A 20741-nucleotide genomic window follows, 5' to 3' on the forward strand; every position below is an offset into this window, starting at 1 on the left:
GTTTCGGAGGACAGGACACCTCATCACGCCATTTTGTGAGGATGCCTCTCAAACTCTGGGAGAGCGGTGAGAACGCTCTCTTGAAAAGCGAGTGACGCTCTCTCTTCGTTGCGGCGACGACGACCCGACCAAACTGTTCTAGTATTTATAGAACAGTTGTGAAGGAGTGCACGTGCTGATCCGAGTCGATCCCGCGAGCGAGACGCCGATCTTCGCCCAGGTCGCGGCATCGGTCCGCGCCGATGCCGCGGCCGGCCGCCTCCGCCCGGGCGACCGTCTCCCGTCGGCCCGCGACGTCGCCGCCTCGCTCGGCGTCAACCTGCACACCGTGCTGCGCGCCTACCAGCTGCTGCGCGACGAGGGCCTCGTCGACATGCGTCGCGGCCGCGGGGCCGTGGCCACCGATGCGGTCGAGCCCCTCGCCCAGCTGCACCACGACATCGTGGCGCTCGTCGCCCGCGCACGTGCGCTCGCCCTCTCGCCCGACGCCCTCGCCGCCCTCGTCAAGGAGACGTACCGATGACCCGATCAGACGAATTCCGCGCCGCCCGCCGGCGCTTCCTGCTCGTCGCCGCCCTCGCGCCCGTGCTCGTCACGATCGTCGGCGTCGCCCTCATGCTCGCCTGGCTGCCCGAGGTGCCCTCGACCATCGCGATGCACTGGAGCGGCGGCGGCACCCCCGACGCGTTCGCCCCCGCCTGGACGGCGCCGCTCGGCGCGGGACTGCTCGGCCTGGGCCTCACGGCGCTGTTCGTCGGGTTCATGTTCGCCGGCACCCGCGACGGCCGCTGGGGGCCGATGATGCGGCTGCTCGGCGCGTTCTCGCTCGGCACCACCGTGCTGATCGTCGTGCTGCTGACCTGGTCGCTCGCCATGCAGCGCGGGCTCGACGACCCGGCGGACGCGCCCGGCATCGGCGTCCCGCTGCTCGTCTCGGCCGGGCTCGCCGTGCTGTCGGGGTTCGCGGCCTGGTTCCTCCAGCCCGACACCACGATCGCCGGGCCGCACGCGAACGAGACCGTCGCCCCGCTCGAACTGCGGCCCGACGAGCGCGCCGTCTGGGTGCGCACGACGACGATGTCGCGCACGGCGATGATCGCGATCGGGGCGAGCATCGCCGCCCTGGCCATCGGCACGATCGTCTTCGCGGCGGTGGGTTCGCCGGTCTGGTGGATCATGCTCGCCACCACCGTGCTGCTGCTGGTGCTGGCGGCCGCGACCTTCGTCTTCCGCGTGCGCGTCGACGATCGCGGCCTCGAGGTGCGCTCGTCGATCGGCGCGCCCTGGTTCCGGGTGCCGCTCGACCAGGTGCGCACGGTGTCGGTGACCGACGTCAACCCGACGGCCGAGTTCGGCGGGTGGGGCGTCAGGCTCGCCCCCGACGGCTCCTTCGGCATCGTGCTGCAAAGCGGCGAGGCGCTGCAGGTCGTGCGCGAGAACGGGCGGCGCTTCGTCGTGACGGTGCGCGACGCGGCCACCGCCGCAGCACTGCTCGAGGCGCTCAGCGAACGGGCGCGCCGGCCCCGGCGCTGACCTCGGCACCGGCGCCGCCCGACCGCGCGGCCCGAATGCCCGCGACGACGAGCGGCACGAGCACCAGCACGGCGACGACGTTCACGCCGGCGAAGCCCCCGACGCCGAGCACGAAGCCCGAGAGGGCGGCCGCGATCGCGGCCGAGAGGTTCATCGCCGCATCGGTGGCGCCCTGCAGGGGCACGCGGATCGACGGGTCGACCGCGCTCGTGAGCAGCGTCGAGCCGCCGATGAGCCCGCACGACCAGCCGAGGCCCAGCAGGCCGAGCGCGAGCGGCACCAGCAGCATGTCGTCGGCCGGGGCGAGGATGCCGACGAGCGTCGCCGAGAGCAGCACGCCGACCCCGATGAAGATGACGCGCGACGAGCCGATGCGGTCGGCGAGCCACCCCACGAGGGGGCTCGCGCCGTACATGCCGAGGATGTGGATGCTGATCACCACGCCGATCAGCGTGAGCGAGAGCCCGTGCGCCATCATGTGCACCGGCGTCATGACCATGACCCCGACCATGACGGTGTGCGAGCAGACGATCGCGAGGATCGCGAAGAGCGCCCGCGGGGTCCGCGCCGCGATGCGGAGCGCGTCCCACGCGCCGATCGACCGCGCGGGGGCCGGGTCGGATGCCTCGGCGACCGTCGAGGCGGAGACCTCGGCGCCGATCGGCTCGGCGAGGGCGCCCTCGGGCGCACTCCCCTCCCCCGGCGCGGGCACCGCGGCCGGCACGGCGTCGGCGGCGAGCTGTCCCGCCTTCGGCAGCCGCAGCAGCGTCGCGACCAGGAGGGTGGAGAGCGCGAACGCCGCACCCGAGAACAGGAACGGGCCGACGAGCGGCGGGAGCCCCAGCGCCTGGCCGACCGTGTCGCCCGTCTCGGAGAGCAGCGGCCCGGCGACCGAGCCGATCGTCGTCGCCCAGAGCACGAGCGACATCGAGCGGGCCTCGAAGCCCGGCGCGGCGACCTCGGTCGCCGCGAAGCGGGCCTGGAGGCCGGCGGCGGTGCCGGCGCCGAACGCGGCGAGCCCGAGGAACACGAGCGGCACCCACCCGCTCATCGCCGCGACCACGATGAGCACGGCGCCGGTCATGCCGAGGGCGTAGCCCGTCGCGAGAGCGACGTGGCGGCCCGAGCGCACCGCGAGACGGGCGAGCGGGATCGCCGTGATCGCCGCGCCGAGCACGCTCGCCGACTGCGCGAGCCCGCCGAGCACGGCGGCACCGGTGAGCTCCCCGATGAGCAGCGCCGCGACGGCGATGCCCGACGCGACGCCGACGCCCGCGAGCAGCTGGTTGACGATGAGCACCGCGAGCGACAGGCCGCGATGCGGCACGGGGGTCGCCCGGGGCATCCGGCTCATTGCGCCGCGCCGCCCTCGACGCCGAAGAACTCCTCGAGGGTCGTCACGCCGCGCTCGTGCATCTCGGTCGCGAGCTCGACGCCGACGTAGCGGAAGTGCCACGACTCGTGCGGGTAGCCGGTGATCTCGACCTTGTCGGCGGGGTACCGGAGGATGAAGCCGAAGCGGTAGCCGTTCGCCCTGATCCACTCGCCCTCGGCGCTGTCGTCCATGCACTCGAACGAGCAGCCGCCCTCGGTGCCGATGTCCATCGCGAGACCGGTCTGGTGCTCCGAGTGCCCGGGCGGGGCGGTGGTCGGGTCGCTGCCGTCGCCGTAGAGCTCGACCTGCGTGTCGTAGCTGCGGTAGGCGCTGTTCGAGGCCAGGTAGAAGTCGGCCTCGTCGGCCGCGGCGGCGAACATCGCGACGACCGCGTCGGACGCCTCCTGGCGCAACTCGGGCACCCAGGTGTGCGCGACGGGCACCTCGACGAGGTCGTCGGGCACGTAGTCCTGCGGGTTCAGCGGGCGCACCTGGTTGACGACGACCCAGATGCTCGCGGGGTCGTCGAGCGAGTGGGCGGTCTTGTCGAAGGTGTCGACCGTCGCGGGCGCCGCCGGTGCCGTGGGCGCCGGGCGCGGGGTCGGGGTCTCATCGGCGGATGCCTCGGGGCCGGCCGCCGCACCGCTTCCGCCCCCCGTTCCGACCACCGCGCCGACGACGATCACGGCGATCGCGACGAGCACCGCGATCAGCGAGAGCGCGATGGTCATGCGGCGTCGCTGCACCGCCTCGTCGATGGGGGCCTGGCCTGCGGGATCGGACACTCTCACGAGTCTACGCGGGGCCTCCCCGACGCTCCGGTCCCGACGACCGGCCACTTCCCAGCGGCGTGTGCGGACCCGGCGAAGGTGCACGCACCAGGCTTCGTGAGAGCGCTCTCTTGACATCTGCCGAAATCACTCGTAGAGTCGCCTCCCGACGGCGTGAGAGCGCTCTCACGTGGACGTGAGAGAGCGCTCTCACCCTTGCACCGAAACACATCCCCACGCACACAACCCACGCACACAAAGGAGTGACCGTGAAGCTCTCACGACGCACCCGCGGTGTCGTCGCCCTCGCCGGCGCGGCATCCATCGCCCTCCTTGCCACCGCCTGCTCCACCGGTGGCGACCAGGGCTCCGACGGCGAGGACATCACCCTCACCATCACCACCTTCGGCACGCAGGGGCTCGACGGCCTCTACGAGCAGTTCGAGGCCGACCACCCCGGCATCACCATCAAGGCCACCAACATCGACACCGGCGGCAACGCGCTGACCGACTGGCAGACGAAGCAGGCCGCAGGCGCCGGCCTCCCCGACGTGCAGGCCGTCGAAGAGGGCTGGCTCTCGAAGGTCATGCAGGTGAGCGACTCGTTCACCGACCTCCGCGACTACGGCGCCGAGGACCTCTCGGACCAGTGGGTCGACTGGAAGGTGAAGCAGGCCACCGACGCCGACGGCCGCATCATCGGCTACGGCACCGACATCGGCCCCGAGGGCCTCTGCTACAACGGCGCGCTGTTCGAGGCCGCCGGCCTGCCGAGCGACCGCGAGGGCGTCGCCGCCCTCTTCGGCGGCGAGGACGCCTCGTGGGAGAAGTTCTTCGAGGTCGGCAAGGCCTACCACGACAAGACCGGCAAGGCGTTCTACGACCAGTCGGGCTTCGTCTGGAACTCGATGGTCAACCAGCTCCCCGAGGGCTACTACACCGCCGACGGCGAACTGAACGTCGAGGGCAACACGGAGCTCGAGGCGCGCTGGGCGCTCCTCGCCCGGGGTGCGGCCGACGGCCTCTCGTCGGCGCAGACCCAGTGGGACTGGGGCGGGGGCAAGGCCTTCACCGACGGCTCCTTCGCGACCTTCGTCTGCCCGGGCTGGATGCTCGGCGTGGTCAAGGGCCAGGTCGAGGCCGGCGGCGGCGACGCCACGACCGGCTGGGACTTCGCCGACGTCTTCCCCGGCGGCGCAGCCAACTGGGGCGGTGCGTTCCTGACCGTCCCCACGACCTCGAAGCACCCGAAGGAGGCCGCGGAGCTCGCCGAGTTCCTCACCAACGCGCAGTCGCAGGTCGCGTCCTTCCAGGCCGCAGGCGCCTTCCCCTCGAACCTCGAGGCGCAGACCGACTCGGGCGTCACCGGTGAGAGCGAACTGACCGCGTTCTTCAACGACGCGCCGATCGGCGAGATCCTCGGCTCGCGCGCCGTGGGCGTCGTCGCCCAGTACAAGGGCCCGGACGACTCGGTGATCCAGGAGCAGGTCTTCGGACCGTCCATCCAGGAGCTCGACTCGGGCAAGGCCGACGGCCCGACCGCGTGGCAGCACGCGCTCGACCTCCTCGACGAGCTCGTCGAGCAGTAGTCGACCGAATCCGGTGATCGCGGGCCCTTCGGAGCGATCAGCTCCGAAGGGCCCGTCTCACGAGAGGAACCCCGAATGACTTCGACCATCACGCCGCCGGCGGAGGCGGCCTCGACCGAGCCCGCGGGCCGCCGCCCGAACAAGGCCGGCCGCAGCACGGGCCGCACCGCGGCACGCGGCGACCTCACCCCCCGCCAGCGCCTGAACCGCTGGGACGTGAAGTACTCCCCCTACCTCTACGTCGCGCCCTTCTTCGTGCTGTTCGGGCTCATCGGCCTGTTCCCGCTCGTCTACACCTTCGTCGTCTCGCTCAACGACTGGAACCTGCTCACGGGCCCCGGCGAGTGGGTCGGCCTCCAGAACTTCACCGATGAGCTCCAGTCGCCCCTCTTCTGGAACTCGCTGTTCAACACCTTCAGCATCTTCCTGCTCTCGGCGGTGCCGCAGCTCATCGCCGCCATCGTGATCGCGGCGGTGCTCGACCAGAACATCCGCGCCAAGACCTTCTGGCGTCTCTCCGTGATCCTCCCGTACGTCGTGACGCCGGTCGCGGTGACCCTCATCTTCAGCAACATCTTCGGTGAGAAGTACGGCCTCATCAACAACCTGCTCACGACCTTCGGCGCCGACCCCGTGATGTGGAAGACCGAGACCCTGCCGAGCCACCTCGCGATCGCGACGATGGTCAACTGGCGGTGGACCGGCTACAACGCGCTCATCCTCCTCGCGGCGATGCAGGCAGTGCCCCGCGACGTGCACGAGGCGGCCGCGATCGACGGCGCCGGCGCCGTGCGGCGCTTCTTCTCGGTGACCATCCCGAGCATCCGCCCGACCATCATCTTCGTCATCATCACGGCGACGATCGGCGGCCTGCAGATCTTCACCGAGCCCAAGCTCTTCAACGCGACGAGCTCGATCCCCGGCGGGCCGCAACGGCAGTACCAGACGACCGTGCTCTACCTCTGGGACCTCGCCTTCAACCGGCAGGACTTCGGCAAGGCCGCCGCGGTCGCCTGGATGCTGTTCATCATCGTGGTCGCCATCGGCCTCATCAACTTCTGGCTCTCGCGGCGCATCGCGGGCGTCGAGGCGCGCACCTCGAAGCGCCGCACCCGCCGCAGGCTCGACGCCCATGCGGCGAGCCGGCTCGCAGCCGGCACGCCCGCCGAGGCGCCGGCCACGAGCCCGCCCGACGCCGACGCCGAGGCGCGCACCGAGGCATCCGCACCCACACCGGAGGAACGCGCATGACCGCCACCAAGGCCATCGTCACGAGCGGAGCCGGAAACCGCGCAGCCGGGCGCGACCGCGCCGGTGCGCGCGGACGCCGCGGCGGCCACGGCATCGAGCGCCGCCCCGGCTGGCTCACCTACACCCTGCTCGGCGTGTTCTTCGTCGCCGGCGCGTACCCCCTCTACTGGTCGTTCGTCATCGGCTCGAGCGACAACTCGGCGCTCGCGAGCACCTGGCCGCCGCTGCTGCCGGGCGGGCAGTTCTGGCAGAACGTCGGCGAGGTGTTCGACACCGTGCCGTTCTGGCTCGCGCTCGGCAACTCGATCATCGTCGCGACCGTCATCACCGCGTCGGTCGTCATCTTCTCGACGCTCGCGGGCTACGCCTTCGCGAAGCTCCGCTTCCGCGGCCGCGAGGGGCTCATGGTCTTCGTGATCGCGACGCTCGCGGTGCCGACCCAGCTCGGCATCATCCCGCTGTTCATGCTCATGAAGCAGTTCGGCTGGACGGGCACGCTCGGCGCGGTGATCGTGCCGACCCTCGTCACCGCCTTCGGCGTCTTCTTCATGCGCCAGTACCTCGTCGACGTCATCCCCGACGAGCTCATCGAGGCGGCACGCGTCGACGGCGCGTCGATGATCAGCACCTTCTGGCACGTCGGGGTGCCGGCCGCGCGTCCCGCGATGGCCATCCTCGGCCTCTTCACCTTCATGACCGCGTGGACGGACTACCTGTGGCCGCTGCTCGTGGCACCGCAGAACCCGACCCTCCAGGTCGCGCTCAGCCAGCTGCAGTCGGCCCGCTACGTCGACTACTCGGTGGTGCTCGCGGGCGCCGTGCTCGCCACGCTTCCGCTGCTGATTCTGTTCGTCATCGCCGGAAAGCAGCTGATCTCGGGAATCATGGCAGGAGCAGTGAAGGGATGACCGTCGAACTTCGAGAGGAACGCCAGATGACCGCCACGACGGATGCCACGGGCCGCCGCTTCCCCGACGGGTTCCTGTTCGGCGCGGCCACGGCCGCGTACCAGATCGAGGGCGCCGCCTTCGAGGACGGCCGCCGGGCCTCCATCTGGGATGCCTTCACCCGGGTCCCGGGTGCGGTGCACGGCGCCGACAACGGCGACGTCGCCTGCGACCACTACCACCGGATGCCGCAGGACGTCGCCCTGATGCGCGAGCTCGGGCTCCAGACCTACCGCTTCTCGACCTCGTGGGCGCGGGTGCGCCCCGACGGCGGCGCGGTGAACCCCGCAGGCGTCGACTTCTACTCGCGCCTCGTCGACGAACTGCTCGGCGCCGGCATCAAGCCGTGGCTGACGCTCTACCACTGGGACCTGCCGCAGGCGCTCGAGGAGCTCGGCGGCTGGACCGCCCGCGAGACGAGCGACCGCTTCACCGAGTACGCGCTCTCGCTGCACGACGCGCTCGGCGACCGGGTCACCACCTGGACGACGCTCAACGAGCCGTGGTGCGCGTCGTTCCTCTCGTACACGGGCGGCGAGCACGCGCCGGGCCACCAGAGCGTCGCCGAGGGCCTGCTCGCCTCGCACCACCTGCTGCTCGGCCACGGCCAGGTCGTGCGCGAGCTGCGGGCGCGCGACGCCTCGCTCGACCTCGGGCTCACCCTGAACCACACCGTCGCCGACCCGGCCGACCCGCAGGACCCCGCCGACGTCGACGCCGCACGGCGCCTCGACGGGCAGTTCAACCGCTGGTTCCTCGACCCGGTCTTCCGGGGCTCGTACCCGGCCGACGTCGTCGAGGACATCAGGGCCGTCGACGCCGCCGCGGTCGAGCGCTTCGAGGCGGCCGTGCACGACGGCGACCTCGACGTCATCTCGACGCCGATCGACACGCTCGGCGTGAACTACTACCACGGCGACCTCGTCTCGGCGGAGCCGCCCGCGACGCCGCCGGTCTCGGGCGCGCCCGCCAACGCGCGCCCGACGCGCAGCCCCTACCCCGCACCCGTCGGCCTCCACTCGGTCGAGCGCGGGCTGCCGCGCACGGCGCAGAACTGGGAGGTGCAGCCCGAGGGGCTCACCCGGCTGCTGCAGCGCATCTGGGACGACTACGCGGAGTCGGCCGGGGTCGTGCTCGCCGTCACCGAGAACGGTGCCGCCTACGGCGACGCCGTCACGGTCGACGAGGGCACCGGAGGCATCCGCATCGACGACGCCGACCGCGCCGAGTTCCTGCGCCTGCACCTCGCCGCGACGCTCGACGCCGCGGACGCCGGGGTCGACGTGCGGGGGTTCTTCTACTGGTCGCTGCTCGACAACTTCGAGTGGGCGTGGGGCTACGACAAGCGCTTCGGCATCGTGCACGTCGACTACGACACCCAGGTGCGCACGGTGAAGCTCAGCGGACGCGAGTACGCGCGGATCATTCGCGAACGCGCGCTCTGAACGCAGACCTAGACTGACGACATGGCGAAGGATGCCGCGGGGTCGCCCCCGACCCTCGAGATGGTGGCCCGCGTGGCCGGGGTGTCGCGCGCGACGGTGAGTCGCGTGGTCAACGGCTCGCCGAAGGTCAGCCCCGACATCGTCGAGGCCGTGAACGCCGCGGTCGCCGAGCTGCGCTACGTGCCGAACCGCGCGGCGCGCTCGCTCGCGCGCCGCTCGTCGAACGCGATCGCGCTCGTGGTGCCCGAAGACGTGACGTGGTTCTTCAGCGACCCCTATTTCGCGACGATCGTGAAGGGCATCACGAGCCGGGTCGACGACAGCGAGTTCGTGCTGAACCTGCTGGTCGCCTCGACCGACCCGCACCAGAAGACCCTGCGGTACCTGAACTCGGGCGTGGTCGACGGCGCGATCGTCATCTCGCACCACGTGGGCGACGCGATCCTCGCCGACACCCGCCCGGCCGTCCCGCTCGTCTTCGGCGGCCGGCCCGCGCTCGACGCCGGACAGGACGACTACTTCGTCGACGTCGACAACCGCGCCGCGGCCGCGGCGGGCACCCGGTACCTCATCGAGCGGGGCCACCGTCGCATCGGCTCGATCACGGGGCCGGTCGACATGCCGGCCGGCATCGACCGCCTCGACGGCTACCTCGACGCCGTGCGCGGCGCCGGGCTCTCCGACGAGCTGTTCGAGACGGCCGACTTCACGGCGGCCGGGGCGACGCTCGCCGCACGCCGACTGCTCGACCGCGTCGGCGACGACGGGCTCGACGCGCTGTTCGTCGCGAGCGACCTGATGGCGACCGGCGTCATCGGCGAGCTGCGCGAGCGAGGCCTGCGGGTGCCCGACGACGTCGCCGTGGTCGGCTTCGACGACAGCCCGGCCGCGCTCTCCGGGCCGGTGCCGCTCACGACCGTCGCGCAGCCCTCAGAGGCGGCGGGCGCGGCGATGGCCGACGTGCTGCTGCGGCTGATCACGGGCGAGGCCGAGGTGCCGCACGCGACGATCCTGCCGACCGAGCTCGTCGTGCGCGAGTCGGCGTAGCTAGGCGCCGGCAGCCCCCGCAGGCCCAGCGGACCCCGACGGCCCCGCGGGCCCCGACGAGAACTCGACGCCCGCGACCTCGGCGAAGCGCGCCTGCATGACCGCGATCGCGTCGGGGTGCTCGTCGACCAGCACGAAGCGGCGCCCGAGCGTCGCGGCGACGGCGCCGGTCGTGCCGGATCCGGCGAAGAAGTCGAGCACCCAGTCGCCCTCGCGGGTCGAGGCCTGCACGATGCGCCGCAGGATGCCCTCGGGCTTCTGCGTCGGGTAGCCGGTCTTCTCCTTGCCGGTCGGCGAGACGATCGTGTGCCACCACACGTCGGTGGGCAGCTTGCCGAGCTCGGCCTTCTCGGGCGTCACGAGCCCCGGGGCCATGTACGGCTCGCGGTCGACCGCGGTCGAGTCGAACCAGTACGCGTCGGGGTTCTTCACGTACACGAGGATCGTGTCGTGCTTCGTCGGCCAGCGGCGCTTCGACTTCGCACCGTAGTCGTACGCCCAGATCAGCTCGTTGAGGAAGCACTCGCGCCCGAACAGCGCGTCGAGCAGCACCTTGGCGTAGTGCGCCTCGCGGTAGTCGAGGTGCAGGTAGAGGGTGCCGTCGTCGGCGAGCAGGCGCCACGCCTCGACGAGACGCGGCTCGAGGAACGCCCAGTAGTCGTCGAACCGGTCGTCGTACCGCAGCAGGTCGCCGCGGATGCGCTCGTACTGCCTCCCGGCGAAGCCGGTGATGGTGTTCGCGGTGCTCGTGTCGCCGGTGCTCGCCGCCTCGGGCGCGGTCGCCGAGTCGGCCTTCGCGCCCTGCCGCACGTGCCGGGTGGCCTGCCGCGCCTGCGCGCGCCCCGTGTTGAACGGCGGGTCGAGGTAGATGAGCGTGAAGCCGCCCTCGGGCAGCGTGGGCAGGACGGCGAGGTTGTCCGCATGGATGATGCGGTTCGGTTCGTCGGGGGCCACGCGCTCCAGTCTGCCCCACTCCGGTGGTCGAGTAGCGAGCGACGACGGAGCACGCGTATCGAGACCTCGTTCCCCGGTCTCGATACGCTCCTTCGTCGCTACTCGACCACCGGGGGTGCGTCGATCTCGACCACCGGGGCTCCGTCAGTGCCCGTGCTCGTGCGCGTGGGCGTCGGCGACCTCGCGGCCTGCGGCCGGGTCGGATGCCGCGGCCGAACCCACGACCTCGGAGACCGCGCCGCGCGAGTGCACGACGCGCCCGCCGACCATCGTGACCTCGGCGTGCTCACCGAGCAGACCCGCGGGGTCGTGCTCGTGGGCGTAGAGATCGCCCGACCAGACGACGAGGTCGGCGTCCATGCCGGGCGCCAGTCGGCCGCGCGAGCCCTCGAGGTGCCAGGCGCGCGCGCCGTGCACCGTGTAGGCCTCGAGCGAGCGGTCGAGTCCGACGCGCTCCCCCGCCGTCCACGCGTCGGTGCCGTCGAGCGCCGACCGGGTCGCGGCCGAGAAGACGCCGACGAGCGGGTCCATCTCGCCAACCTGCCAGTCGCTCGAGAAGGCGACAGTCGCGCCCGAGTCGAGCAGGCTCCGGAACCGCCAGGCCCGGCTCCAGCGCTCCTCGCCGACGTTCTCCATCCACGTGCCGGCGACGAGGTCGGGCGAGCAGTGCCGAGGCTGCATCGCCGCCGTCACCCCGAGCTCGGCGAAGCGCGGCAGGTCGTCGGGGTGCAGGCACTCGACGTGCACGACGCCGTGGCGACGGTCGACCGTGCCGTTCGCCCCCTGCGCGTGCTCGATCGCATCGAGCGCGAGGCGGATGCCCGCGTCGCCCGTCGCGTGCGTGTGCGTCTGGAGGCCGAGCCGGTCGAGCTCCGTGACCACGTCGACGAGCTCGCGCCCGCCGTTGCCCGCATAGCTCGGGCGGCCGCGCCGCCCGGGCCGGTTCGCGTAGTCGTCGAGCATGAGCGCGGTGTGCGGCTCGATCACGTCGTCGGAGTAGAGCTTGATGGGCCCGAGCCGCAGCAGCCCCGCGGCATCCGCATGCTCGGCGGCGTTCGCGATCGTGTCGCGCAGGGTGCGCCGGAACTCGCCGTCCGCCCCGACCGGGTGGAAGAGCGCGGCGATCACCCGCGAGCTCAGCACGCCCTCGGCGAGCGCGCGCTCGAAGAGCGGCAGCTCGGCGAGCGGCACCTGCGGCTCGACCACGGTCGTGATGCCGAGGGCGGTCGCCATCCGCATGCTCGCCTGCAGCTTGCGGTAGCGGCGTTCGGGCGAGTACATCGGGATGTCCCGCTGCAGCGCCGCGAGCCCCGCCACCGTCATCGCGCTCGTGTAGAAGTCGGTGACCCATCCGGTCGCCGCGCCGTCGGCGTCGCGCTCGGCGCGACCCCAGGCGATCTCGCCGCCCTCCGAGATGCCGAGCACGTCGAGGGCACGGCGGTCGAGCCAGACCGAGTGCTGGTCGTAGGTCGTCACGAAGATCGGCCGCCCATGCGGGTCGAGGCCGGCGAGGTCGCGCGCGTTCGGTCGGCGGTTCTCGACGATCGCGTAGACGGCGTTCTCGGCGCAGATCCACGGGAGCTCGGGGCGTGCGGCGGCGAAGTCGGCGATGCGCCGGCGCACCTCGTCGAGGGTGTGGGCGCCCTCGAGCGAGACCGCGTCCTCGTCGAACCCGAGCAGCAGGTGGTTGTGGCTGTCGATCACCCCGGGGGTCACGAGCCGCCCGTTCGCCTCGATCGTGCGGCGCGCCGCCGGGGCATCCACTGCGTCGCCGACGTAGGCGATGCGGTCGCCCGAGACGCCGATCGACTCGGCCCACGGCTGCGCCGGGTCGAAGGTGCGCACGCGGGCGCCGGTGATGAGGAGGTCAAGGGTCATGGTTCTGGCTTTCCGGTGGGGCGGTCGTGCGGTGGAGTCGCGGTGGGGCGGTCGAGCAGCGGCATGTCCTGCAGCGGGCGGTGCGGCGGCGTCCGGCGGCAGACCCGTGGGGTTCCTTCGACGGACCGTGTGGTCATGTGGTCATGTGGTCGCTCACCGCGTGGTCGTGTGGTCGTGTGGTCGTGTGGTCGCGTTCCATGGGCCGAGGCTCCGATCGCGCCGAGCTCGCGCGACCGGGGTGGGGCCGGTCGCGCGAGTCGGGTGCGGCGACGGGTGCGTCAGGCGAGGTCGTCGTCCTCGTCGGCGTCGGGCAGGTGCACGGCACCGGGATGCGTGCGCAGGTAGAGGGCGTAGTAGGCGAACCCGGCGGCGATGATGCCCGCCGCGATCCCGAGGCTCAGCCACTGCGCCGGGTCGAGGATGCCGATGACGAAGATCGTCGCGATCGCGGCGAGGGCGACGAACGGCGCGAGCGGCCAGAACGGCATGCGGAAGTACGCCGAGGTCGAGGCGCCCGCCGCGGTCTCGCGGTTCGTCTGGCGCCGCACGACGAGGGCGGCGAGCGCGATGAAGCCGTAGCTGAAGGCGAGCGTCGAGCCCGTGGCGTTGAGCAGTACGTCGAACGGCACGAAGCAGGCGGCGAGCGCGAGCGCCCCCATGACCACCGTCGCGACGACCGGCATCTTCGTCGACGGCGAGACCGTGGCCAGCGGCCGCGCGAGCCGGGCCGGCATCGCCTGGTCGCGTGCGGCGGCGAAGAGCAGGCGCCCCGACTGCAGCGCGATCGCGATGATGGCGTTCACGATCGCGAGCGCGATCGCGACGAGCACGACGATCGTGACGGCGTCGCCGGCGCGCTCGGCGAGGAAGGTCTCGACCGGCAGCGACGCACCGAAGAGGCCCTCGAGCGAGTCGGCCCCGAGCAGGATCGCGGTGAGCGGGATGAGCTCGGCGAGCACCGTGATGAGGGCGCTCCAGAGCACCGCACGGGCGATCGTGCGGCGGGCGTTGCGGGTCTCCTCGGCGAAGTAGATCGCGCCGCCGTAGCCGTTGTACGAGAAGATGCCCTGCGTGATCGCGAGCACGAGGCCCGCGATGCCGAGCGGGGCGAGGCCGCCGCTCGCAGGGTCGAGCACCTGCGGGTCGAACAGCGCCGTCACCGGTCGTTCGACGTGGATGAGCCCGAGCACGGCGAGGAGCACGAGCGCGGCCATCTCGACGAAGAGGAAGGCGCCCGTGACCCACGCGTTCGTCCGGATGTTGAAGCACGCGGTCACGGTCGCGAGCACGATGACGATGAGCGCCGTCCACAGCGGGTCGAGCCCCGCGATGGCGACGCCGAGGTAATCGGCGACGCCGAGCGCGAATATCGCCACGATGAGCGGCAGCGTGACGAGGTTGATGAAGAACACGGCGGCGCCCGAGGCCGGGCCGAGCACGCGGCTCACGAGCGAGTAGTCGCCGCCCGCGATGGGATGCCGCGAGCCGAGCTCGGCGTAGCAGAGGGCGACGAGCAGGCTGATGAGGCCGGCCAGGGCGAAGCCCCAGAAGACGCCGGTGCCGTACGTCGCGAGCGCGGCGCCGCCGAGGATGAAGACGCTCGACGCGGGCGAGATGCCCGAGAGCGTGATGAGCACGTTGCCGCCCACGCCGAGCGAGCGCGAAAGCTGCCCGCCGTGCGTCGTCGTCGCGGCGGTGTCGAGGGAGGGAGGGGTGGACATGTCGGTCTCTCTTCGTCGGGGGATCCGAGTGGTGCGTCGTGGGGACGAATAATTTGACTCAAGTGTCAAAGAACGCACCGAGCATGACAGGGCGATCGGTTAGTGTCAAGGCATGGCCCGACCCCGCGACCAGCGCGCGCGACGCGAATCGCTCATCGAGGCGACGTATGCCGCCGGGCGCATGCACGGCCTCCGTTCACTGTCGCTGACCGACGTCGCGGCGCAGGCCGGGCTCACCCGGGGCGCGATCCTCTACTACTACGAAGACCTCGACGCGTTGCTCGTCGAGGCGCACTCGGCCGGCGTCGAGCGCTTCTGCGACCAGCGCGACGCCACGGTCGCGACCCTCGACGACCCGCGCGAGCAGCTCGCCGCAGCGATCGAGGGCGGTCTCCCGAGCGGCCCCGACGACGCGCTCATGAGCCTGCTCTACGAGTTCGACGTGCTCAGCGGCAACTCCGAGCTCCACGACGAGCTCGTGCAGAAGCTCTACCTGCGCCAGCTCGAGACGTACCGCCGCATCCTCGCCGCGGGCCGGGCCGCCGGGCTCTTCACGCCGCGGCTCGACGACGAGCAGCTCGCGATGACGTTCGTCGCCCTCGAAGACGCCTACGGCCTGCACATCGTCGGCGGCAACGCGCTCATGACGGTCGCGACGGCGTCGGCGGCGATGCGTGCAGTGGCAGCCGAGCTCGGTTGCCCGACCTCGGTCGCGTAGGCGTCAGACCTCGAGTCGTCAGACGTCGAGCCGGATCGAGCCCTTGAACCGCTCGGCGCGCGCGGCGGGCGCCCCCGTGTCGTCCTGCTCGTCGGCGAAGGCGATGCCCTTGTCGCCGTCGGGCGTCGGCGCCGGCGTCGGAAGCCGCTTCTGCCGGTCGAGCTCGACCTGGGCCTCGTACTTGCGCGGCGCGAAGACCTCGTCGCCGATCATCATGACGGCGCTGCCGCTCGGGCGGCCCTTCTTCGTCTTGTCGGAGAGGTCGATCCAACCGCGCTTGACCGCGACGCCGAGCACGACGACGGCGAGCAGCGCGCACAGGAGCCAGATCCACCAATCCACCCGGCGAGTCTAGCGGGGCGACCCTGAGACTTCCTCGCGGGGGTCGCCGCGCTGTGGACAGCGAGGTTCAGGGCACCCGGTAGAGCCACTCGCGGGTGGCGAACTTCGTCTCGACGAGCGCCTCGGCCTCGGCGAGCTCGTCGGCGGACACGGTGCCGGCCGTCGCGCCGGTGAGCGAGGCGAAGGTCTGCTTCAGGCTCTCGATGATCGCCGCTCGGCTGAGCCCGGTCTGCGAGCGCAGCGGGTCGACCCGCTTCGCCGCCGAGGCGATGCCCTTGTCGCTGATCTTCTCGCGGCCGATGCGCAGCACCTCGAGCATCTTCTCGTTGTCGAGGTCGTACGCCATGGTGACGTGGTGCAGCACCCCGCCCGAGCCGAGCCGCTTCTGGGCCGCACCGCCGATCTTGCCGAGCGGGCTCGCGATGTCGTTGAGCGGCTGGTAGGTCGCCTCGATGCCGAGCGCGCGAAGGCCCTGGAGCACCCAGTCGTCGAGGAACGCGTAGGAATCGGCGAAGCTCATGCCCTGCACGAGCTCGGCGGGCACGTAGAGCGAGTAGGTGACGACGTTGCCGCGCTCCATCATCATGGCGCCGCCGCCCGAGATGCGCCGCACGACCTCGAAGCCGTACTTCTCGGCGCCCTCGGGGTCGACCTCGTTCTTCACCGACTGGAATGAGCCGATGACGACCGCCGACTCGTCCCACTCCCAGAAGCGCAGGGTGGGCTTGCGACGCCCCTCCCCCACGCGCGAGGCGAGCACCTCGTCGAGCGCGAGGTGCGTGCGCGGCGGCACGGCGTCGTCGTGCACGATCTCCCACTCGTAGTCGGCCCAGCTCGTCGCCTCGGTGAGGGCGCGCCGCACGGCGACCGCGACCGCCTCGGCCGAGAAGCCGAGCATCACGGCGTCGCCGCGGAGGCCGGCGGTGATCGCCGCCGCGATCTGCTTCGCATCGGATGCCGCGGGGAGCCCCTCGAGCGCCGCGTTGATGTCGTCGAGGGCCTCGTCGGGCTCGAGGAAGAAGTCGCCCGCGACGCGGACGTTCCAGAGCGCACCGCCCTCGACGTCGAAGTCGACGATCACGAGCTTGCCGCCGGGCACCTTGTATTCACCGTGCATGCGGTACAGCCTACGGATCACGCGGTGGACGCGGGGCGGGTCGCAGGATCATCGGCGATCGGCACCGACGGTTCACGGCGTTTCCTCCGATTCATCCTGCGACTCGTTCCCGTTCGTCGACCCCCGCGTACGCTGGCGGCATGACGACGTTCTTCCTGGCACGCCACGGCGAGACCGTCTGGCACGCCGAGCACCGCTACGCGGGCAACTCCGACGTGGCGCTCACGAGGCACGGCCTCGGCCAGGCCGCGGCGCTCGGCGCCTGGGCGGTCGGCGCGCAGCTCGACGCGATCGTGGCCTCGCCGCTCAGCCGCGCCCAGCGGTCGGCGGCGCCCTCCGCCGAGACGACCGGGCTGCCGGTGCGCAGCGAGCCGCGGCTCGTCGAGATCGACTTCGGCGACGCGGAGGGGCTCACGCCCGACGAGATCGCCGAGCGCTACCCCGAGGCGTGGGCGGCGTTCTGCGAGGCGCCCGCGAGCTCGCCGTTCCCCGGCGGCGAGAGCGGCCGGGCGGGCATCGCCCGGGCCATCCCGGTGTTCGACGAGCTCGTGCGCGAGTTCCCCGACGGCCGGGTGCTCGTGGTGGCCCACGCGACGCTCATCCGCCTGCTCTTCTGCGAGCTGGCCGGCATGGACCCCGACGGCTACCGCGACCTGTTGCCGGTGCTCGGCAACTGCAACGTCACCACCATCGTCTACCCGTGGGCGAGCGAGTCGCGAGCGGCGCACCACCCGCGCATCCGCCTGCTCGGCTACGACGTGCCGCCGTGGCACGCGGGCGTCTAGCCGCCGCCATCACCGCCCGACCGGGCCGGGCTTGCCCGACCGGAACCGGGCGCGCGCGACCGGGCCCACGCCAGGAACGCGACGAGGCGCCCCCGGCAGTGCCGGGGGCGCCTCGTCGACCGTGACTCCTGACTACTCCTGACTACTCCTGCCAGGGCACGTCGGGCGCCTTGTAGTAGCCGATGCCCATCTCGTCCCAGCGGTCGGCGTGGGCCACGATGCGACGCTCGAAGTCGTCGAACGAGCGCACCTCGGGCGCCGACCAGCCGACCTCGGCGATCGCGGGCATGCGCGGGAAGCTCACGAAGTCGGCGTACTGCGAGACCGGGATGAACTGGTCGAGCGAGGTCGGCAGCTTCGTCGAGCCGTAATACGCCCGGTCGGCCCAGAGTGCCGCCTCGACGCCCTCGATCTGCTCCTCGGTCGCGAGCGAGACGCTGCCGTCGGTGCTCGAGGTCACCGAGATCGGGTCCCAGTCGTACGAGCGCTCGAGGTCGACGAGCCCGGCCCAGCTGAGCCCGTAAGGCACGGTCGAGTCGTACTTCATGTCGAGGTACGAGCGGTCGGCGGGCGACGCGACGACGGTCGCACCCTGCGCGAGCGCGTTGCGGAGCTCACGCACGTCGGGGCGTTCGTTCGGGGTGCCGATCGACGCCTGGTCGCCCGCGTCGGCCCACCACTGCATGATCGCGCCCTCGGGAAGCGGCGAGGCGCCGATCTGGTGCCAGCCCATGATGCGCTTGCCCTGCTCGGTGAGGATCTCGGAGGAGGTCTCGACGTACCAGTCCATCTGCTCCTGCGTGGTCGACGGCACCTCGTCGCCGCCGATGTGCACGATGTCGGAGGAGCTCGGCTGCGCGGCCTCGGTGAACACGTCCTGCAGGTAGGCCCGCACCTCGGCGCGCTTCTCGGGCGTGAGGCAGATGGTCGGCAGGCCGACGTCGAAGCCCGAGTACGGGGCTGTGGCCTTGCCGTCGCAGTTGATCTCGGGGATCGAGGCCTTCGCCGCCATCGCGTGGCTCGGCCCGTCGATCTCGGGAACGACCTCGATGAAGTGCTCGGCGGCGTAGTCGACGATCTCGCGGAAGTCGGCCTTCGTGTAGAACCAGGGCCCGCCCGTGCCGGGCTTCCAGCCGCTCTGGGTCGACGCGCCGACCTGCGTGAGCTCGGGGCGCGCGTCGACCGTCAGGCGCCAGCCCTGGTCGTCGGTCAGGTGCATGTGGAGTGCGTTGTACTTGTAGAGCGCCATCTGGTCGATGAACCGCTTGACGTCCTCGACGGGGTAGAAGCGGCGGCCGACGTCGAGCATCGCGCCGCGGTAGTCGTAGCGCGGTGCATCGCTGACCGCGACGGCGGGGATCGCCCACGCGACGTCGGACGCCTGGGCCGACTCGACCTGTGCCGGCAGGAGCTGACGCAGCGTGGTCACGCCGCGGAAGAGCCCCTCGGCGCTGTGCGCCTCGATCGACACGTGCGTGCCCGCCGCCTCGAGGCGATAGCCCTCGTCGCCGAGGGCGGCGTCGCCGCGGGTCGACAGCTCGATGGTCGCGCCCTGGGATGCCCCCGCCGCGCGCTGCCCGACGGGCACGGCGTAGCCCGTGGCATCCCGGAGCAGCTCGGCGAGGCCCTCGCCGACCTCGGCAGCGCCGTCATCGCGGGGGTGGACCTTGATGACGCTGCCCGGTCCGAGGTCGACGGGGGTGCCGTCGCCTTCGATCAGCTCGGTCGGCGCGGGGATGAGTGCGACCCCGGCGGGCTCGTCACCGGCGCCGGTGACGTCGGCGGCATTGGCGGGAATCGGTGCGGCGATGAGCGCGAGCGCTCCTACGGCGACGGTTGCGGCGAGCGCGGTGGCGCGGGGCCGTCTGGACATCGGTGTCCTCCTCGAGCATCGGCGGTCAGGTGGTCCCGGGTTTTCCTCGAAGCTAACGAGCGATGAGCGAGTATGTCAATACTCGGCCCGAGTCGATCAGATACGCGCACTGAGAGTGATCATTCGCTCAGCTCCACCGATGCTGCTCAGCCTGATCGGGCCTCGCCGTAGACTGCGCGCATGGACGAGGACGACCGGAAGCCGAACCCGAACGCACCGGCGGCTCCCCCGGCTGCCGCCCCGAAGGACCCGCCGTACCAGGCCGTCGCGCCGAACCTCGACCGGCTCTCGCGCGATTCGCTGAAGCCGGGCACGGTCAGCCGCCGGCGCATCGGGCGCGCGGCGATCGGCCTCGTCGTCGTGCTGGCCGCCGTCGCGGCGATCATCGTCTGGACGCTCGTCGCCTGATCCCCGACCACCCGATGCCACCCCGCGTGGCCGGGCGTCGAACCCGGCTCAGTCGACCGCGAACCGCTCGTCGAGCCAGCGCACGAGGTCGGCCCGCACCTCGTCGCGGTTGGTCTCGTTGAACGGCTCGTGCCGGGCGCCCTCGTAGACGATGAGCTCGACGTCGCGCAGGCCCGACCGGCGCACGTAGGCCTCGGCCAGGCGACGCACGCTGCGTTCCCCGCCGACGGCGCACTCGGTGCCGCTCATGATGAGCAGGGGCAACTCGGGCGGCAGGTCGCGCGCCGGCCGGCCCATCATCCGGAGCGTGTCGGGCAGGCCGAAGAGCTTCGGCAGCGGCACCTCGGTCGTGTACGGGTCGGCCATGAACGCCGCGGCGACCTCGGGGTCGCGGCTCAGCCACTCCATCGGCGTCGGCCCGGTGTGGCCGAAGCGCTTGTTGCTCGGCGAGTGCAGGTCGAACGGCGTGCGGTACGCGGTGCCCGTCAGCACGAACCCGTCGTAGCGCTCGGGATGCCGGTTCATGATGATCTGCCCGAGGAACGAGCCCCACGACTGGCCGAGGTAGACGAGCGGCACGTCGGGGCCCTCCTCGGCGCGGATGACCTCGGTGAACCGCTCGACGGCGTCGACCGCCGCTCGCAGCCCGCCCGGCCCGAGCCGGCCCATCCGGGTGAGGTCGCCGCCGTGCTGTTCGAAGCCCGTGCGGCCGTGGCCGCGGTGGTCGTCGGCCCAGACCGAGTACCCCGCGGCGTTCAGCGCCTCGACGAGTTCGCCGTATCGCCCGATGTGCTCGCCGACGCCGTGGGCGAGCTGGATCACCGCACTCGGCTCGGCGACGCGCCACGACTCGTAGTGGACTCGGACCCCGTGCGCGTCGGTGAAGGTCGGCATGTGGTCATTGTGGCAGGCCGTTCGTCCTGAACTGCGACGGCCTCTTGACGGCAGTGATTTCAGGGTGATCTTATTTGAACGTTTAGCACGTCAA

The 20741-nt window shown here is 71.7% G+C and carries 19 protein-coding genes; 10 read left to right on the forward strand and 9 right to left on the reverse strand.

The features are described from left to right. Positions 1-172 precede the first annotated feature (172 nt). Together ACFVSL_RS05060 and ACFVSL_RS05065 are read left to right on the forward strand one after the other, a co-directional pair. Positions 173-523 (forward strand): GntR family transcriptional regulator, encoded by a 351-nt coding sequence (locus tag ACFVSL_RS05060; RefSeq protein WP_386939034.1) that lies wholly within the window; start codon positions 173-175, stop codon positions 521-523. Continuing rightward, on the forward strand, positions 520-1533 hold the full coding sequence (locus ACFVSL_RS05065) for a DUF1648 domain-containing protein (RefSeq protein ID WP_386939036.1): 1014 nt from the start codon (positions 520-522) through the stop codon (positions 1531-1533). Before ACFVSL_RS05060 ends, ACFVSL_RS05065 begins: the two co-directional genes overlap by 4 nt. Here ACFVSL_RS05065 and ACFVSL_RS05070 read toward each other — a convergent pair. Together ACFVSL_RS05070 and ACFVSL_RS05075 are read right to left on the reverse strand one after the other, a co-directional pair. Further along, a complete protein-coding gene (locus tag ACFVSL_RS05070; protein ID WP_386939038.1) occupies positions 1502-2878 on the reverse strand; it encodes an MFS transporter in 1377 nt (458 codons plus the stop codon). The two genes, ACFVSL_RS05065 and ACFVSL_RS05070, sit on opposite strands and share 32 nt — an antisense overlap. Positions 2879-2883: 5 nt before the next feature. Next, positions 2884-3693, reverse strand: coding sequence for a M15 family metallopeptidase (locus ACFVSL_RS05075; RefSeq protein ID WP_386939039.1), 810 nt, complete (start codon positions 3691-3693; stop codon positions 2884-2886). 254 nt (positions 3694-3947) lie between these two features. Between ACFVSL_RS05075 and ACFVSL_RS05080 the strand changes: the two genes are divergently transcribed. The 5 genes from ACFVSL_RS05080 to ACFVSL_RS05100 all read left to right on the forward strand — a co-directional run bounded on the left by ACFVSL_RS05080 (position 3948) and on the right by ACFVSL_RS05100 (position 9957). Further along, entirely contained in the window at positions 3948-5267 is a 1320-nt protein-coding gene (locus ACFVSL_RS05080; protein WP_386939040.1) for an extracellular solute-binding protein, read from the forward strand. A gap of 75 nt (positions 5268-5342) precedes the next feature. Beyond that, the gene (locus ACFVSL_RS05085; RefSeq protein ID WP_386939042.1) at positions 5343-6518 is read left to right on the forward strand and encodes a carbohydrate ABC transporter permease; all 1176 of its coding nucleotides are present in this window, start codon (positions 5343-5345) and stop codon (positions 6516-6518) included. Then, positions 6515-7426, forward strand: a complete 912-nt coding sequence (locus ACFVSL_RS05090) for a carbohydrate ABC transporter permease (protein ID WP_386939043.1) — start codon at positions 6515-6517, stop codon at positions 7424-7426. Before ACFVSL_RS05085 ends, ACFVSL_RS05090 begins: the two co-directional genes overlap by 4 nt. A gap of 26 nt (positions 7427-7452) precedes the next feature. Then, on the forward strand, positions 7453-8910 hold the full coding sequence (locus tag ACFVSL_RS05095) for a GH1 family beta-glucosidase (protein WP_386939045.1): 1458 nt from the start codon (positions 7453-7455) through the stop codon (positions 8908-8910). 21 nt (positions 8911-8931) lie between these two features. Continuing rightward, positions 8932-9957, forward strand: a complete 1026-nt coding sequence (locus tag ACFVSL_RS05100) for a LacI family DNA-binding transcriptional regulator (RefSeq protein ID WP_386939047.1) — start codon at positions 8932-8934, stop codon at positions 9955-9957. Here the strand turns inward: ACFVSL_RS05100 and ACFVSL_RS05105 are convergent, their stop codons facing one another. The 3 genes from ACFVSL_RS05105 to ACFVSL_RS05115 form a co-directional block, all read right to left on the reverse strand. After that, entirely contained in the window at positions 9958-10911 is a 954-nt protein-coding gene (locus ACFVSL_RS05105) for a DNA-methyltransferase (RefSeq protein ID WP_386939048.1), read from the reverse strand. Positions 10912-11055: 144 nt separating this feature from the next. Then, positions 11056-12789: an amidohydrolase gene (locus ACFVSL_RS05110; RefSeq protein ID WP_386939050.1), complete on the reverse strand. Its 1734-nt coding sequence runs from the start codon at positions 12787-12789 to the stop codon at positions 11056-11058. A 278-nt stretch (positions 12790-13067) separates the two neighbouring features. Further along, complete coding sequence (locus ACFVSL_RS05115) at positions 13068-14510, reverse strand: APC family permease (RefSeq protein ID WP_386939052.1); 1443 nt, start codon at positions 14508-14510, stop codon at positions 13068-13070. 112 nt (positions 14511-14622) lie between these two features. Here ACFVSL_RS05115 and ACFVSL_RS05120 point away from each other — a divergent pair, with 112 nt between their 5' ends. Further along, positions 14623-15228, forward strand: a complete 606-nt coding sequence (locus tag ACFVSL_RS05120; RefSeq protein WP_386939054.1) for a TetR/AcrR family transcriptional regulator — start codon at positions 14623-14625, stop codon at positions 15226-15228. An 18-nt stretch (positions 15229-15246) separates the two neighbouring features. Here ACFVSL_RS05120 and ACFVSL_RS05125 read toward each other — a convergent pair whose 3' ends face one another. Both ACFVSL_RS05125 and ACFVSL_RS05130 read right to left on the reverse strand, forming a co-directional pair. After that, complete coding sequence (locus tag ACFVSL_RS05125) at positions 15247-15570, reverse strand: hypothetical protein (RefSeq protein ID WP_386939055.1); 324 nt, start codon at positions 15568-15570, stop codon at positions 15247-15249. Between the two features lie 67 nt (positions 15571-15637). Continuing rightward, positions 15638-16687 carry a biotin/lipoate A/B protein ligase family protein gene (locus ACFVSL_RS05130; RefSeq protein WP_386939057.1) on the reverse strand — a complete coding sequence of 350 codons (1050 nt, stop codon included), beginning with the start codon at positions 16685-16687 and terminating at the stop codon, positions 15638-15640. 140 nt (positions 16688-16827) lie between these two features. On the opposite strand from ACFVSL_RS05130, the gene ACFVSL_RS05135 reads away from it, so the two are divergent. Further along, positions 16828-17472, forward strand: coding sequence for a histidine phosphatase family protein (locus tag ACFVSL_RS05135; protein ID WP_386939059.1), 645 nt, complete (start codon positions 16828-16830; stop codon positions 17470-17472). Between the two features lie 142 nt (positions 17473-17614). Here the strand turns inward: ACFVSL_RS05135 and ACFVSL_RS05140 are convergent, their stop codons facing one another. Then, the gene (locus tag ACFVSL_RS05140) at positions 17615-19345 is read right to left on the reverse strand and encodes a beta-N-acetylhexosaminidase (protein ID WP_386939060.1); all 1731 of its coding nucleotides are present in this window, start codon (positions 19343-19345) and stop codon (positions 17615-17617) included. A gap of 180 nt (positions 19346-19525) precedes the next feature. Here ACFVSL_RS05140 and ACFVSL_RS05145 point away from each other — a divergent pair, with 180 nt between their 5' ends. Continuing rightward, complete coding sequence (locus tag ACFVSL_RS05145) at positions 19526-19753, forward strand: hypothetical protein (protein ID WP_386939061.1); 228 nt, start codon at positions 19526-19528, stop codon at positions 19751-19753. Between the two features lie 48 nt (positions 19754-19801). Here the strand turns inward: ACFVSL_RS05145 and ACFVSL_RS05150 are convergent, their stop codons facing one another. After that, entirely contained in the window at positions 19802-20647 is an 846-nt protein-coding gene (locus ACFVSL_RS05150; protein ID WP_386939063.1) for an alpha/beta fold hydrolase, read from the reverse strand. Positions 20648-20741: the final 94 nt, after the last annotated feature.

It is taken from the genome of Agromyces sp. NPDC058064 (genome assembly GCF_042885275.1).
In the GTDB taxonomy this organism is placed as follows: domain Bacteria; phylum Actinomycetota; class Actinomycetes; order Actinomycetales; family Microbacteriaceae; genus Agromyces.

Bases quoted from the DNA above. Each gene is read 5' to 3' on its own strand.
- ACFVSL_RS05100 (WP_386939047.1), top strand. From the start codon at position 8,932: ATGGCGAAGGATGCCGCGGGGTCGCCCCCGACCCTCGAGATGGTGGCC.
- ACFVSL_RS05090 (WP_386939043.1), top strand. From the start codon at position 6,515: ATGACCGCCACCAAGGCCATCGTCACGAGCGGAGCCGGAAACCGCGCA.
- ACFVSL_RS05110 (WP_386939050.1), bottom strand. From the start codon at position 12,789: ATGACCCTTGACCTCCTCATCACCGGCGCCCGCGTGCGCACCTTCGAC.
- ACFVSL_RS05120 (WP_386939054.1), top strand. From the start codon at position 14,623: ATGGCCCGACCCCGCGACCAGCGCGCGCGACGCGAATCGCTCATCGAG.
- ACFVSL_RS05070 (WP_386939038.1), bottom strand. From the start codon at position 2,878: ATGCCCCGGGCGACCCCCGTGCCGCATCGCGGCCTGTCGCTCGCGGTG.
- ACFVSL_RS05065 (WP_386939036.1), top strand. From the start codon at position 520: ATGACCCGATCAGACGAATTCCGCGCCGCCCGCCGGCGCTTCCTGCTC.
- ACFVSL_RS05140 (WP_386939060.1), bottom strand. From the start codon at position 19,345: ATGTCCAGACGGCCCCGCGCCACCGCGCTCGCCGCAACCGTCGCCGTA.
- ACFVSL_RS05150 (WP_386939063.1), bottom strand. From the start codon at position 20,647: ATGCCGACCTTCACCGACGCGCACGGGGTCCGAGTCCACTACGAGTCG.
- ACFVSL_RS05085 (WP_386939042.1), top strand. From the start codon at position 5,343: ATGACTTCGACCATCACGCCGCCGGCGGAGGCGGCCTCGACCGAGCCC.
- ACFVSL_RS05145 (WP_386939061.1), top strand. From the start codon at position 19,526: ATGGACGAGGACGACCGGAAGCCGAACCCGAACGCACCGGCGGCTCCC.
- ACFVSL_RS05115 (WP_386939052.1), bottom strand. From the start codon at position 14,510: ATGTCCACCCCTCCCTCCCTCGACACCGCCGCGACGACGACGCACGGC.
- ACFVSL_RS05130 (WP_386939057.1), bottom strand. From the start codon at position 16,687: ATGCACGGTGAATACAAGGTGCCCGGCGGCAAGCTCGTGATCGTCGAC.
- ACFVSL_RS05095 (WP_386939045.1), top strand. From the start codon at position 7,453: ATGACCGCCACGACGGATGCCACGGGCCGCCGCTTCCCCGACGGGTTC.
- ACFVSL_RS05135 (WP_386939059.1), top strand. From the start codon at position 16,828: ATGACGACGTTCTTCCTGGCACGCCACGGCGAGACCGTCTGGCACGCC.